Below are 14052 nucleotides of genomic sequence, written 5' to 3'. Positions count from 1 at the left end.
GATTACTCTAAACGCCCTTTCATTCTTTCAAGCCATACTTGCTGTGTTTGTGGCTTCACGAATAATGCCACGATTTCGGGATGAATACTTTTAATCTTTGCTTCAATTCTGTTCACACAGGCTTCGATATCATCTGAAGTTAAACTATCTTTAAATTCTAAGCTTAAAGAAGCAATCACCTGATGTGCACCCATTTGTTCAGTCAGTACGCCATTTGCTGAATACACGGCGGGATCTTCCTGAGCAATTTTCAATACATTATGACGCAGTTTTGGATCTGCTGTTTCCCCCATCAACAAGCCTTTGGTTTCCCTTGCCAAAAGCAGGGCTGAGATGGCTAAGACAACACCAATCAGTACCGAAGCCACACCATCTAAAACGGGTAAATTAAACTGCTGAGCACAAAATATTCCCAGCAATGCAATGATTAAGCCAATTAAAGCTGCTGAGTCTTCAAATAAAACAGTAAAGGTTGTCGGATCTTTACTGCGACGAAATGCTTCAAAATAGCCCATTTGACCTTTGGTCTTTTTAAATGTTTTCAACGCAATAAACCATGAAGTTCCCTCACAAAGCAGTGCAAATCCGAGTACCACATAGTTGACCAATGGAGATTGTATAACTTCTGGATGACGAATATGTTGAATACCCTGATAAATTGAAACCACAGCACCTAAAGCAAAAACCAACAATGCGACAATAAAGGCCCAAAAGTATAACTCTCGCCCATAACCAAAGGGATGATGATAATTTGCAGGCTGCTGTGATTTTTTTAAACCATACAACAATAAGATTTCATTTAAAGTGTCTACAACTGAATGGACCGCCTCACTGAGCATTGCCGAACTATTTGTAATATAAGCGGCAACAAACTTAACTAGAGCAATGGCTAAATTGCCCAAAAGTGCTGCATATACAACAATTTTGTTGGAATCTGACATTTATTGTCCTGCTTTTTATCATCAAATACATCTATTTGATTTTTATATCTGTCCTGCTTCATATTAGCGAAACTATCTGTGATTTTTCTTTATTTTTTGTTGCTTTTCACAATTGAGTGAATCTTTTATGGAACCCAATTTAACCAATATTCTAGATACTCCGTCGCAGTCTCATCCACAATTATTAAAAATTTGGGAAGCTTCTGTACGTGCGACTCATGACTTTTTAAACGAACAACATATCTTACAAATTAAAACGCTCATCATTCAGCATCATTATTTTGATCATGTACGATTGTTTCATGTGGAACGTGAAGGTCAAATCGCTGGGTTTATGGGACTGGCTTATCAAAAGATTGAAATGTTATTTATTGACCCTAAATTCTTTGATCAAGGCATCGGTTCCATGCTCATTCAAAAAGCTTTGGCATTAGGTGCCCATGAGGTAGATGTCAACGAACAAAATATTCGTGCTCTGGAGTTTTATAAAAAACATAACTTCCAGCAAATTGCGCGTTCGGAACTTGATGCTGAAGGTAATCCATTCCCAATTTTGCATTTGAAACTAAAGCAGCCATCCGTCTAAGCATTTTGAGATAAAGTGATATCATAAACACCCTCATCAACTTTAGAATCCATGCATATAAAACCGACTCCCCCCTATTTCCAAGTCGGTTTTAGCAATCATCAGCATGATCATGTCTATCAGACAGATTGCAACAACTTAAACCAGTGCAATCAAACACTTTTCAAGTGTTCCTTCATATAAATTTGGATCACTATAGATTGATGACGAGATACATCCTCTATGTAGATTAATCCAAGCCTTGATATCAATTCTTTCATTCCTGCAAGCACGCTTATGACAAGTAAGGGGCATAGATAAATTGATTTAACTTTGTACAGATCATTACTTTTGGCTGGGGTTTAGAGAAATATTTTTTGTTTTAATTAAGATATTTTATCAATTATTCGCCATGTTATTTTCTATATTAAAATAACAATGCTTTTGAAAAGTTCATTTATTTTCTAAATACTATAATCATCTTCACCTGACAGTTGTTTATAGATTATACTCTTTGAAAATATTAGTAAGACATTTTTTGGATTATTCTTTGGACGCGTTATATGGAATTACGACATCTGAGATACTTCATTACTGTGGCTGAAGAACTCAACTTTAGCAAAGCAGCATTGAGACTTTATACAGCACAACCCTCACTCAGCCAGCAGATCAAAGATCTTGAAGAAGATGTCGGTGTTCGGCTGTTAAATCGGACCAAGCGTAAAGTTGAACTTACTGAAGAAGGTGCTGTTTTTCTGGAGCAAGCACGCTTAACTTTAGCACAAGCCGATAAGGCTGTTGCTATGGCAAGACAGGTCTCCAAAGCCAGACAGCTATTGTTAAGGATTGGGTTTGTACCCGTGGCTGAAATAAAGATTTTCCCTTATATCTTACCGAATTTAAGGGTACAAAATCCTGAGCTAAAAATTGAATTATTGAGCTTAAATAACCTTGAACAAATGCGCGCATTAAAAAAGGGTGAGCTAGATATCAGCTTTAGCAGGCACAATTTTCATAATGATGAAATCGAAAGTAAATTTGTGCTCCGTGAACCGTTAATTTTTGTTTTACCCAAAGATCACCCTTTAGCCAAGTATGAACGTATCCCTGTTAAAGCGCTCAATGGGATCGATTTTATTATTCCTGCTGAAGAACAATCCACGACTTTGCACAACACCATTTTAGAGTTTGCCAAACACAATCATATTGAATTGAATATCGTCCAAAAAGCTGACAATATTTCATTGAATATTAACTCAGTTGGAGCGGGCTTAGGCTGTACAATTTTGCCAAGTTATATTGCGCCATTGATCAACAATAACACCGTCATTCGACCTTTAGAGATTGAGCTTCCCTATCTAGACTTGTATGTAAGCTATCGGAAAAGTGCTGACTCTATTGCAATACAAAAATTTATTGAATTATTAACTAAGGTGTTTTATCTGGATATCAATCGTTTAGAGCAAGAATAAGGTCACTGCACCAAAAAATTGACCGCAGCATTATTTTTTTAAATATGACAGCTTAAACCGATAAAACTGATCTCCATTTTCTTTGTACAAATACATCTCAATATTTAACTCAGGCGGTGTCCATCATGCTAGGACGTGCATTTCACCAATTTCGATCAGGTATTCAGTCTCGCCCATACTTCTTTATTAGTTTTCTACTCACTGCAATTGTATATACGGGGATGTCTCTGGGTACAGATTGGCAATGGTCAACCAATTTGCTATTTAGTTGGAATATTGCCATCCTGATTTATCTGATCCTGACCATGAAAATGCTCTGGGCAACCAATCAAGCGCATATTTTAAAGCGTGCTCAGCAACAGTATGCCAGCAAATGGATCATTTTGCTGTTGGTAGTGTTCTCACTCATCATGTGTTTTATTGCCATTATTATTGAATTGGCACATTTGCCCGATGTGACTGGGGTTAAAGCAGGACATATCGCCTTAGCAATTTTTACCATCATTTTTGCATGGTTATTTATGCATACCATTTTTGCTATTCACTATGCACATGACTTTTATTTGGCAGTAGAGAATCATCAGGATGGTGGATTGGACTTTCCAAAAACGCCGAAACCAACTTATCCTGAGTTTTTGTATTTTAGTTATGTCATTGGTACTTCTGCGCAAACAGCAGATGTATCGATTACTTCTCGCTCGATGCGGGTTTTAAATATTCTACATATCCTTTTGGCGTATGGATTTAACACCACAATTTTGGCGATCTGTATTAATGTTGCCGCAGGTTTTATTTAACTGAAGTAAAAATAGAAGCTTAACATTAAAAGCCAATGTCCAAAAAAAGCCAATATCCAAAGTTTTATAATTTTTCTGCGCTTGAATGCGACTAAAAAATTGCAATGCAAACCTAGCACGAGATCATGCTAAGTTTGCCTTGTGTTGATGCTTTAGTCTCTAAAAAGTGCTTGATTATTTCTTAAGTTTTTTCGACTTTTGATTGAATTAAGATATTTTTCAATTGCAGGATGGCTTTCAATCTCTGCCATCTTTAATTGCCAAAATAGCATGGAACCAACAAACACATCGGCTACCGTAAATTGCTCACCACATAGATAAGGTTGAGCCTGCTCCAAGCCCTGAATTAAAGCGGTATAGGTGTCCTGAAAGTTTCCATAGCCAATATGCATTTTTTGCTCGTTGGTAATCTCAACCTTTAATGCACGATCTGTGTTGGCTGCATCCCACGGGCCAGCAGCAAAGAATAACCAACGAAAATACAAGCCACGCTTTGGATCATCCAACGCTGGTGCAAGCCCTTGATCAAAAAATTTATCCGCCAAATATGCGCAAATTGCTGGCATTTCGTAAATCACCACATCGCCATCGACTAAGGTGGGCACTTTGCCAAATGGGTTAATCTTTAGATAAGATTCTGACTTCATTTCAGTGTGATAAGCCAACTCAATTTTTTCAAATTCAGCACCTAGTTCAATCAGTAGCCATTCAACAACCAAACCTCTAGATTGCGCATTGGTATATAGTTTTAAGCCCATTTTTCCATTCCTTTATAGTGGTGTATTGAATATAAAGGGCGGCTGTGTCAGTTTTTGTCAGGAGCTTTCATCATTGATTTTTTTTGTAGCTCTTTTTGCCACCATGCCTGAAAAAGATGGCGCTTAAACTCTGGGTAAATGGTTTCAGTCACATTTAATTTTTGAATCCGATCTAAACGAAAATTTCGAAAATCTTCACGTAATTCACACCATGCAGCCAACAACATTTTGTCATTGAAATATCCTAATACAAAAGGCCAAAGCATCCGGCTAGAGATATTATTTTTCTCATCGAAATAATGCACTTCAATCTTGACCTGATAACGAATTGCCAGACGTACTTGTTCTACAATTTTTTCGTCAACCACAAGCCAATGGTTGATAGACCGAAGCATGGTTTCATCAATCAGTTCTTGTTTATTCTTGGGCAATACCGCATTGAGTTTGGCCAAAACTGAATGTGCAGCATTTTTCAATGCTGGATCTGGCACTGACCTTAACCAATGCAATGCCAAGAACACCGCTTCGACTTCCGTTTCATCCAAACTCATCGGAGGCAGTAAAAAGTTTTCTTTCAGCTGAAATCCTAAGCCCGCACTGCCCTCAATATTGACACCTTGGTCACGTAAACTTTCAATATCCCGATAAACACTTCGGACACTAATCTCCAAATGTTCTGCTAAGCATTGCGCGGTAATGGGATAACGCTGTTCACGTAAAAGTTGTAATAAAGTGAGTAATCGAATAGAACGGCTCATGGTCAATTTTCTTATTATATCTCTTTGGTTTTATCTAAGTTTACGCTGAGGGCAATCTGCAAACAGCGTAAAAACAGCATCTAAGCAACTTCACTAGCCTCAAGCTGTTGAGTTAAAAACTGATGTAAATGATCGACGTTATCCGCGATCGTCAGCGGATTAAAACGCTGTAATACATCAATCGCATGCACCCCATAACTCACCCCAACACGTGGCATGGCAATGTTCTGTGCCATTTCTAAGTCATAAGATGTATCGCCCACCATAATGGCTTGCTCCGCCGAAATTCCAGTGTAATCTAAAATTTCAGCCAACATCAATGGATCTGGCTTGGATTTGGTTTCGCTCGCTGCACGGGTGATCTCAAATAAATCCTGACTCTGGGTTTGAGCCAAAACACGATCTAAACCACGACGGCTTTTCCCTGTTGCGACTGCCAATTTGATATTGTGATTTTTTAAATCATGCAACATTTCAGAGACACCAGCGAACCACAAATCATCTTTGGAATGCTCAACATAATGATCGCCATAGCATTTCAAAATTTCAGTGTGTAACTCGGGAACTTGTGGAAATAACACTTGAGCAACTTCAGGTAAACCCAAACCAATAATACTTTTCGCAGCATCAGCTGTTAACGGTTGGTCAAAGGTTTTTGCAGCAACCAATAAACTCGCCACAATTTGCCCAACTGAATCAAATAAAGTGCCATCCCAATCAAAAATGATAAGTTCTACAGGTTTTTGCATGAATTATTTCCAATATTTGCTCAATTTACGCATGACTAATGTTTAGATCTTATGCCCTTTACATGACAAGCTAACGCATTTTTAAACACAAAGGGAACTTTTCATAAAACAAGTTCCCTGTGTGTAAAAGATAAAGTGAGCAGCGAGATCGAATCAATCTTTCTTTTGTGCTCTTAACTGCGCAACCAAGCTTTGCATATCTTCAGGTAAAGGCGCTTCGATCACAGGATAACCAGGAATTTCAAGGCGCATTGCATGTAGGCTCAATCGACGAGCTTTTGGTCCACGATACTCTGTTTCATGACCATACTTATCGTCACCCACTAAAGGATGACCAATACTTAAACCATGCACACGAATTTGATGGGTACGGCCTGACAGTGGAGAAGCATAGACCAGTGTCGCATGCATAAAGCGCTCGGCAACTTTCCATTGTGTCTTAGATTCTTTACCTTCTTCTGAGACACGTACACGACGTTCACCATTGGACAGTTCATAGCGCAATAAAGGTTGATTAATCAACTGTTGATCTAAACTCACTTGACCTTTAACAATCGCAGCATAGGTTTTTTTAATTTTATGCTCACGCAACATATCTTGTAGCGTCTTCAATGTGCTGCGTTTTTTACTCACCATCACTAGACCCGAAGTATCGCGGTCAATACGATGAATCAATTCCAAATATTTTTTACCTGTTGCCGCGCGTAAACCTTCAATTAAGCCATATGCCACACCGCTTCCACCATGTACGGCAATTCCAGACGGCTTGTTGACCACCAATAAACCTTCGTCCTCATACACCACACGGCTGAGTAAGCTTTGTGCAACCTTATCGGATACAGGTGCATCAGTTTCGTCTTTTTGCTCAAAGCGAATAGGTGCAACACGGATTTGATCGCCAATCGCTAGCTTAGTTTCTGCTTTTATACGCTTTTTATTGACGCGCACTTGACCTTCACGAATTAAACGATAAATACGACTTTTCGGCACACCTTTCAGGCGAGTAAATAAGAAATTATCGATGCGCTGGCCTTCTTGATGCTCGTCTACTTCAAACCAAGTTACATTTTGCCATTGTTGCGTAGAATTCATACAGTTAGGTGATCCAATAAAAAACTAAAATTTGATTAAAAACTGATCATTTAGACTATGCTTTTCATACAAAATAAGCATATAGCCCATAGGCAGATGATTCAAGGTTTGCTATAGTCAGCGCACGGATACCACCGTAAGTGAAATTTAGTGCCACCCTTTTTTAAAAATGAAAGCGTGACACAAACGATAAAATTCACGACAGATGCGGAAAGGTCCCAAAAGAATATGCCGACGCCGAAGGCTTTATTATATCGGCAAAAAGACAAACTGTTGCGTTTAATTGTACTTAAAGTACAGAAATCAGTTTGTTTAAAAATATATGTCGCCAACCCAGACGTTGGTTTTTAAACATAAACTGATACACATCAGGCAAGTCGCTGTAGAGTGTTATTCAGGACATAAGTGTTTGAGGCATTGGAACTGCACAATTTGTAAAGGTACGATGATAATTCCGTATCAAGACGCTCTCACAAAAGTTGAGATGCTCTTCGAGCAATGTGATAGTGAAAGACGAATCAAATCAGTCATCCAATGCACCACTTAAGTGCCAGTGAAGAGCTCAAAACTTTAATCGTGCAAAGATTAAAGAAGTATTGCAGCATCAATACAGGCATCAAACCCAACCTTGCTCAAAACAAGTGGGTAAATTACTCAGATCATATTGGATGTATCCGTGATTTGAGCATTGATCCAATATTTTAGATGTTCGCTTCACTTAAAAAAGATAGCGAGTTGTTGGTGTGAATCACTATTAGGTGTTACACCCATGAAACGTATGTTGATTAATGCAACACATGCTGAAGAAGTTCGCGTTGCACTCATCACTGGTCACCGTCTTTACGATTTCGATTTAGAAAACCGTACACGTGAACAAAAGAAAGCCAATATCTATAAAGGCCATGTCACTCGCGTAGAGCCTTCTTTAGAAGCTGTATTTGTAGAGTATGGTGCGGGTCGTCAAGGTTTCTTGTCGATGCGCGAAATTGCCAATACTTACTACAAGGCAGACCCTCGCCAAACATCAAATATTCGTGAACTCATCACTGAAGGCACTGAACTTTTGGTTCAAGTTGAAAAAGAAGAGCGTGGCAACAAAGGCGCTGCACTTTCAACTTATATTTCCCTTGCTGGTCGCTATTTAGTCTTGATGCCGAACAACCCAAAAGGTGGTGGTATTAGCCGTCAAATTTCAGGTTCAGTTCGTGAAGAACTCAAAGAAATGTTGGCGTCATTAAATACCCCTCGTGGTATGAGCGTAATCGTTCGTACAGCAGGGATTGGCCGTTCACAAGAAGAACTGCAACTTGATCTTCAACATTTGTTAGACCTATGGGCACAAATCCAAGGTACAGCAAACTCTGGTCCATCACCAATGCTTGTTCATCAAGAAGCTGGTGTGGTGACGCGTGCTATCCGTGACTATTTACGTGATGATGTTGCAGAAATTTTAATTGACTCAGAGCAAGCCTATAACGAAGCCTATAACTTTGTTAAAGCGGTAATGCCAAATCAATTGGATAAGCTAAAAACCTATACGTTAAATGAGCCGTTATTCGCGCATTTTGGTATTGAAAGTCAAATTCAAACAGCTTATGAACGTGAAGTTAAACTTCCTTCAGGCGGTTCAATTGTAATCGACCAAACTGAAGCGCTGGTTTCAATCGACATCAACTCAGCGAAGTCAACGCGCGGACATGATGTAGAAGAAACTGCGCTTAGCACCAACTTAGAAGCAGCTGAAGAAATTGCTCGCCAATTACGTTTACGTGATATTGGTGGTTTGGTGGTGATCGACTTTATTGATATGACCAAAGAACGCAACCAACGTATGGTTGAAGCTAAACTTCGTGAAGCGACGCAAAGTGATCGTGCCCGTATCCAGTTTGGTCAATTGTCACGTTTTGGTTTAATGGAAATGAGCCGTCAACGCTTACGCCCATCTCTTGAAGAAGCTACAGGTTATGTATGCCCTCGCTGTCATGGCACAGGTATGGTACGTGATCTACGTTCTCTTTCTCTTTCAATTATGCGTAAAGTTGAAGAGATTGCATTACGTGAACGTCAAGGTGAAGTTCAAGTTGAAGTGCCTGTTGAAATTGCAGCATTCTTATTGAATGAAAAGCGTCACAGTTTGGTTTACTTAGAACAAACGTCAAATGTGCGTGTTACTGTACTGCCACATCCACATTTAGAAACACCACATTACGAAATCTCATATAACCCAGAAGGTTTTGCGCCAACTAGCTATGAACGTACTGAAGCTACCCGTTCAAGCGAAAAAGAATTGGGCTATGAGTCATCTGAGTGGCATTTAGAAGAAGAGCAAACGCAACACAATGCTGCGCCAGCTCAAGCACAAAACAATAAGCAAAACAGAAAGCAACAACAACCTGCTCAAGCTCAAAAAGCTCAGCAAGCGGTTCAAGCACAAGTTGCTCAACCAGCTTCTAGCCCATGTGCTTGGTTAGAAAATCTGTTTGTACAAAAACAAGCAGCAACTGTTGACCAATCACGTACTGCAAACAATGCAGCTGCGGCCATTGAACAAATGATTAACGGTGGTGCTGTAAGCCGTGGTCAATTTGGCCAAGTGAATAGCAATAGCGCGCCAGCTGCAATTGAAGCTCAAGTTGTTGCTGAAACCAATGCTTATCTTTCACATGCACCTGTTCAAAAACAAGAACCGCGTGAATATGAAAAACAGGGCGAGAAAGAAGAACGAGCTCCGCGTAACAACAACAATAAAAATAAAAATCGCAACAAGCACAAAGAGTCACGTGAACAAAACACTGATCAACATCAGGTGATTGAAGAAGTGGTTCAGGTGCCTCGTCAAGAGCAACGCCAAGAACAGCGTCAGGAACAACGTGATCAACGTCGTCAGCAAAAGCAGCCACGTCAACAGCATGATCAAAATGCTGACACGAACCATGCTGAACAAGCTGTTCCACGTCGTGATCGTAACCATCAGCAACGTCCAAACCGCCCAAATCGTCATCGCGATAGCAGCGTGTTTAATGATGAGCAACAACAAGCGCCAAACAACAATGCGCCTGTAGAGCATAATCAACCTCAAGAGAAACAACCTAAGGTTGAACTCATTGACACCCCGAAGCATGCAGCACTTGAAACAGCTTTAGTGGTTAACCTTGATCAAGCTCAAAGTGAAATTGTCGCATTAAACCCGCAACAAGTTGCTGCGCCAGCAAGCAACAAGCCGAAGCGTCATGATCGCAATGAAAAAGCTGAAACTGTTGCTAAAGCACCTCGCACTGTAGATGCTCAACCAGCTACTGCACCAGCTGTAGAAAGTCAGGCTGTAACGACTGAAGCAAAAGCACCTGCAGCAGCAGAGGTTCAAGCAGAACAGCCTGTGCAACGTGCCAGCAATGACCCGCGCCAAAAACGCCGTCAACAACGTGATGCTGCTCAAGCAAAAGCGGCAACACCTAAAATCACACCATCTCAGGTACCGACATTAAATCAGTACACAGTGGGAACTTTGATTCGTCATGTCTATGGTGATGACTGTGCAGTATTGATTGAACAGTTTGGATTAATTCCAACATTCAATCGTGCTTTGGTTAAGTTTACTGAAGAATATTCAGCGACCTTAACTGTGATAGAAAAGACCGATGTACAAAGCAAGCAGCCTGTAACACGCGATGTAGCTATCTCTAAAGCAGCACCAGAAGCACAACCTGCTGATGTTTTAGACTTAACGCCACCGAAGCCTGAGAATGATCGCCGTGTAGCGAATGATCCTCGTGAACGTCGTCGTTTAGCAAAACAAGCGGCTGTACAAGCAAAGCAAGAGCATCAAGCTGAACTTGAGCAACAACCAGAAGAAGTGAAAACTGAGACCCAAGCAAGTCCAGTTGAAGCAGCACCTGTGGTTACTCAAGCAGAAGAAGTGCAAGCTGAAACGCCTGTAGAAACGACAGTTGAAACAGCGCCTGCGGAAGCTCAAGTGGTTAAAGCAGCCCCTGCTAAGCCAGTTGAAAAAGCAGTTGTTGCAACTGAAAAGGCGAAAAAGCCACAACAATCGCTTGCTTTAGATACGACTGCTGAAGCTGGCGTAGATGAAGATGCACAAAAGGCAGACAATGTGGCAACAGATGAAAAACCTGCCCGCCCTCGTCGCCCTCGTGGCCGCCCGCCAAAAAAAGCAACACCGCCAGCGGATGAGTAATTTTTAAAAATTTGCTTAAAATGTAGCGATTAAAGAGAACCTAGTCATTTCGATGGCTAGGTTTTTTTGCTATTTTGAAGAGATTATCAGGACATTTGTCAGATTAGGTTGATTGCACTAGTCTTATACGATTAAAAAGACAAATGTAATGTGAGTCAATGACACTCTAAAAATTGTATTGGATTACGAAAAATAAATAGGATTGATATGAGTCAAACAACACAGGCCGATCTCATCGGATTTACTGATGTCGCAGAGCGCTTACCACAGCTCATCAATAAGCTTCCCAATATCCTGACTGGACTTAAACAAGCTTATATCAGAACACCCAATACGCCTGCTGGGCTAGGTCTTGCTTTTGAACGTGCTGTAAAACGCAATCCTTATGGTGATGCGTTATTATTTGAAGATCAACGCTATAGTTATAAAGAACTGAATAACTGGGCCAATCAAATTACACACTTTTATCTTTCTATTGGCATAAAAAAAGGCGATGCGATCACCGTGATGATCGAAAATCGTCCTGAGTTGATTGCGACCGTGATTGCACTGGCAAAAATTGGCGTAACAACAGCTTTAGTCAATACCTCACAGACAGGTAAAGTCCTGACGCATAGTATCAATTTGGTCAATCCTGTTGCGGTAATCGTCGGTGAAGAATGCCGTGCTGCGGTAGATGAGATTCGTCAAGACTTAAACATTGCTCAAGACCGCATCCATTGGTTTGCAGATCAAAATACAACGCAAGACCCGGGTACAGCACCTCAAGGCTTTATCAATCTTGCTGAAAAAATTCAACAATTTCCAAAATTCAATCCTTCGACCACACAAAGTGTCAAAGGGAAAGATGGCTTGTTTTATATCTATACCTCTGGCACAACCGGTTTACCTAAAGCTGTGGTCTTTACCAACAGTCGTTGGACCTTGGCATATGGAACATATGGTCATGTCTTAAACTTAGGTGAAGATGATGTGATGTACTGCACTTTACCGCTTTACCATGCAACAGGTATGGTGGTGTGCTGGTGTGGTGCTATTGCAGGTGGTTCAGCCTTGGCAATCCGTCGTAAATTCTCTACCTCTGCATTCTGGTCTGATGTCAAAAAGTTTAATGCATCAGCCATTGGTTATGTCGGTGAACTTTGCCGCTACCTTATGGATGCACCTGCTTCAGAACTTGATCATACGCACCGTGTCACCAAAATGATCGGTAATGGTATGCGCCCAAATATTTGGGGCAAGTTTAAAGAACGCTTTGGTATCGAAGAAATTTTAGAACTTTACGCCTCGAGTGAAGGAAATGTAGGTTTCAGTAATGTTTTTAATTTTAACAATACTGTTGGCTTCTCACCTACACCTTATGCCATCGTCCAGTTCGATAAAGAAAAAAATGAAGCAATCCGTGACAGTCATGGTGCATGTCAAAAGGTCAAAAAAGGTGAAGTGGGCTTATTGATTGGTAAAATCACCAAGCGCTCCCCTTTTGATGGCTATACAGACCCGGAAAAGAACAAGTCAGTGATCATGAAAGATGTCTTTAAAAAGGGCGATTCTTACTTTATTACTGGTGACTTGGTTCGTGATATTGGTTTCCGACACGCGCAATTTGTCGATCGCCTTGGCGATACTTTCCGCTGGAAAGGTGAAAATGTTTCAACCACCGAAGTTGAAAATATTTGTAGTGAATACCCTAAAATCACAGAAGCTGTGGTTTACGGCGTTGAAATTCCAAATACCAATGGTCGAGCAGGTATGGCTGCCATTACTTTACATGATGGGGAAGAACTGACTGAACAAGATCTAAGCCAGCTTGCAGCCGAGTTTAAAAAGAACTTGCCAGCCTATGCTGTTCCGGTATTTTTACGTATCCAACAAATTGTAGAAACGACGGGTACATTTAAATATCAGAAAAATAAATTAAAGGAACAAGCCTTTAATCCTGAAAAAACCTCTGATCGTTTATTGGTTTTACTGCCAAGTGCCAATGCCTATTGTGATGTCACTGCGGAAGTTTTTGCCAATATTGAAGCTTATAAATACCGCTTCTAAAGCTAAAAGCCCTGATTTCAGGGCTTTTTTAGTCCATTTTGTGTTATTTATAACCGAACGTTGCAAACTTTCTTAATTTTTACTTGCGCTCTATCAATATCTTGCTAAAATACGCTCCATCAAAACAAAGTGGTGTTTAAAAACTTTTTAGTTTTCTTGCACTACACATTCAAGCCTAGCTTGGATGAAGGTTCAGGGTCGTTAGCTCAGCTGGTAGAGCAGCGGACTTTTAATCCGTTGGTCCCGCGTTCGAATCGCGGACGACCCACCACTTAATTGTTTTGACCTGTAAATGGATAGCGATAGAAAATTCTCAATTTTCACAAATATCGAGTAAAGCAGCGCTTTACACATCCTTGCTCAGGGTCGTTAGCTCAGCTGGTAGAGCAGCGGACTTTTAATCCGTTGGTCCCGCGTTCGAATCGCGGACGACCCACCATCTTCATGTTTCAACCTGTAAATAGATACCGATAGAAAATTCTCGATTTTCACTGATATCGGGTAAAGCAACGCGCTTTACACATCTCGCTCAGGGTCGTTAGCTCAGCTGGTAGAGCAGCGGACTTTTAATCCGTTGGTCCCGCGTTCGAATCGCGGACGACCCACCATTCTTTCTTAGGGCTTCTTTCTGTACAGTTAAAGTACTACAATAGAAACGAAACCTGCAAACGTTCCG

General features: G+C 40.5%; 10 protein-coding genes and 3 tRNA genes. 8 read left to right on the top strand and 5 right to left on the bottom strand.

The features are described from left to right. Window positions 1-2: 2 nt before the first annotated feature. Complete coding sequence (locus tag AC07U8_RS02255) at window positions 3-941, bottom strand: cation diffusion facilitator family transporter (protein ID WP_004818752.1); 939 nt, start codon at window positions 939-941, stop codon at window positions 3-5. A gap of 127 nt (window positions 942-1068) precedes the next feature. Between AC07U8_RS02255 and AC07U8_RS02250 the strand changes: the two genes are divergently transcribed. The 3 genes from AC07U8_RS02250 (at window position 1069) to AC07U8_RS02240 (ending at window position 3775) form a co-directional block, all read left to right on the top strand. Then, window positions 1069-1527: a GNAT family N-acetyltransferase gene (locus tag AC07U8_RS02250; RefSeq protein WP_494737243.1), complete on the top strand. Its 459-nt coding sequence runs from the start codon at window positions 1069-1071 to the stop codon at window positions 1525-1527. A 542-nt stretch (window positions 1528-2069) separates the two neighbouring features. Next, entirely contained in the window at window positions 2070-2978 is a 909-nt protein-coding gene (hcaR, locus tag AC07U8_RS02245; RefSeq protein ID WP_315080101.1) for a DNA-binding transcriptional regulator HcaR, read from the top strand. Window positions 2979-3103: 125 nt separating this feature from the next. After that, on the top strand, window positions 3104-3775 hold the full coding sequence (locus AC07U8_RS02240; protein ID WP_494737242.1) for a DUF1345 domain-containing protein: 672 nt from the start codon (window positions 3104-3106) through the stop codon (window positions 3773-3775). A gap of 152 nt (window positions 3776-3927) precedes the next feature. On the opposite strand, the gene AC07U8_RS02235 is transcribed toward AC07U8_RS02240, so the two are convergent. The 4 genes from AC07U8_RS02235 to AC07U8_RS02220 form a co-directional block, all read right to left on the bottom strand. Next, the gene (locus AC07U8_RS02235) at window positions 3928-4533 is read right to left on the bottom strand and encodes a glutathione S-transferase family protein (protein ID WP_315080099.1); all 606 of its coding nucleotides are present in this window, start codon (window positions 4531-4533) and stop codon (window positions 3928-3930) included. A gap of 47 nt (window positions 4534-4580) precedes the next feature. Next, on the bottom strand, window positions 4581-5291 hold the full coding sequence (locus tag AC07U8_RS02230) for a helix-turn-helix transcriptional regulator (RefSeq protein ID WP_494737241.1): 711 nt from the start codon (window positions 5289-5291) through the stop codon (window positions 4581-4583). Window positions 5292-5371: 80 nt separating this feature from the next. Beyond that, a complete protein-coding gene (locus AC07U8_RS02225) occupies window positions 5372-6040 on the bottom strand; it encodes an HAD-IA family hydrolase (protein WP_494737240.1) in 669 nt (222 codons plus the stop codon). Window positions 6041-6193: 153 nt separating this feature from the next. Beyond that, window positions 6194-7132, bottom strand: coding sequence for an RluA family pseudouridine synthase (locus AC07U8_RS02220; protein ID WP_494737239.1), 939 nt, complete (start codon window positions 7130-7132; stop codon window positions 6194-6196). Between the two features lie 769 nt (window positions 7133-7901). Between AC07U8_RS02220 and AC07U8_RS02215 the strand changes: the two genes are divergently transcribed. The 5 genes from AC07U8_RS02215 (at window position 7902) to AC07U8_RS02195 (ending at window position 13984) form a co-directional block, all read left to right on the top strand. After that, window positions 7902-11327: an Rne/Rng family ribonuclease gene (locus tag AC07U8_RS02215; protein ID WP_494737238.1), complete on the top strand. Its 3426-nt coding sequence runs from the start codon at window positions 7902-7904 to the stop codon at window positions 11325-11327. 207 nt (window positions 11328-11534) lie between these two features. Then, window positions 11535-13376, top strand: coding sequence for a long-chain-acyl-CoA synthetase (locus AC07U8_RS02210; protein ID WP_494737237.1), 1842 nt, complete (start codon window positions 11535-11537; stop codon window positions 13374-13376). A 195-nt stretch (window positions 13377-13571) separates the two neighbouring features. After that, window positions 13572-13647: transfer RNA gene (locus tag AC07U8_RS02205), tRNA-Lys, on the top strand. Window positions 13648-13739: 92 nt separating this feature from the next. Continuing rightward, a tRNA-Lys gene (locus tag AC07U8_RS02200) sits at window positions 13740-13815 on the top strand. Window positions 13816-13908: 93 nt separating this feature from the next. Then, window positions 13909-13984 (top strand) — tRNA-Lys (locus AC07U8_RS02195). Window positions 13985-14052: the final 68 nt, after the last annotated feature.

Source organism: Acinetobacter sp. GW821-FHT01E09, assembly GCF_059422385.1.
The sequence above is the reverse complement of the archived record's forward strand: the minus strand, read 5'-3'. Positions and strand labels throughout refer to the sequence as shown.

Excerpts from the sequence above, each read along its gene's own strand:
- AC07U8_RS02255 (WP_004818752.1), bottom strand. The coding sequence starts at position 941 with ATGTCAGATTCCAACAAAATTGTTGTATATGCAGCACTTTTGGGCAAT.
- AC07U8_RS02250 (WP_494737243.1), top strand. The coding sequence starts at position 1,069 with ATGGAACCCAATTTAACCAATATTCTAGATACTCCGTCGCAGTCTCAT.
- hcaR (WP_315080101.1), top strand. The coding sequence starts at position 2,070 with ATGGAATTACGACATCTGAGATACTTCATTACTGTGGCTGAAGAACTC.
- AC07U8_RS02240 (WP_494737242.1), top strand. The coding sequence starts at position 3,104 with ATGCTAGGACGTGCATTTCACCAATTTCGATCAGGTATTCAGTCTCGC.
- AC07U8_RS02235 (WP_315080099.1), bottom strand. The coding sequence starts at position 4,533 with ATGGGCTTAAAACTATATACCAATGCGCAATCTAGAGGTTTGGTTGTT.
- AC07U8_RS02230 (WP_494737241.1), bottom strand. The coding sequence starts at position 5,291 with ATGAGCCGTTCTATTCGATTACTCACTTTATTACAACTTTTACGTGAA.
- AC07U8_RS02225 (WP_494737240.1), bottom strand. The coding sequence starts at position 6,040 with ATGCAAAAACCTGTAGAACTTATCATTTTTGATTGGGATGGCACTTTA.
- AC07U8_RS02220 (WP_494737239.1), bottom strand. The coding sequence starts at position 7,132 with ATGAATTCTACGCAACAATGGCAAAATGTAACTTGGTTTGAAGTAGAC.
- AC07U8_RS02215 (WP_494737238.1), top strand. The coding sequence starts at position 7,902 with ATGAAACGTATGTTGATTAATGCAACACATGCTGAAGAAGTTCGCGTT.
- AC07U8_RS02210 (WP_494737237.1), top strand. The coding sequence starts at position 11,535 with ATGAGTCAAACAACACAGGCCGATCTCATCGGATTTACTGATGTCGCA.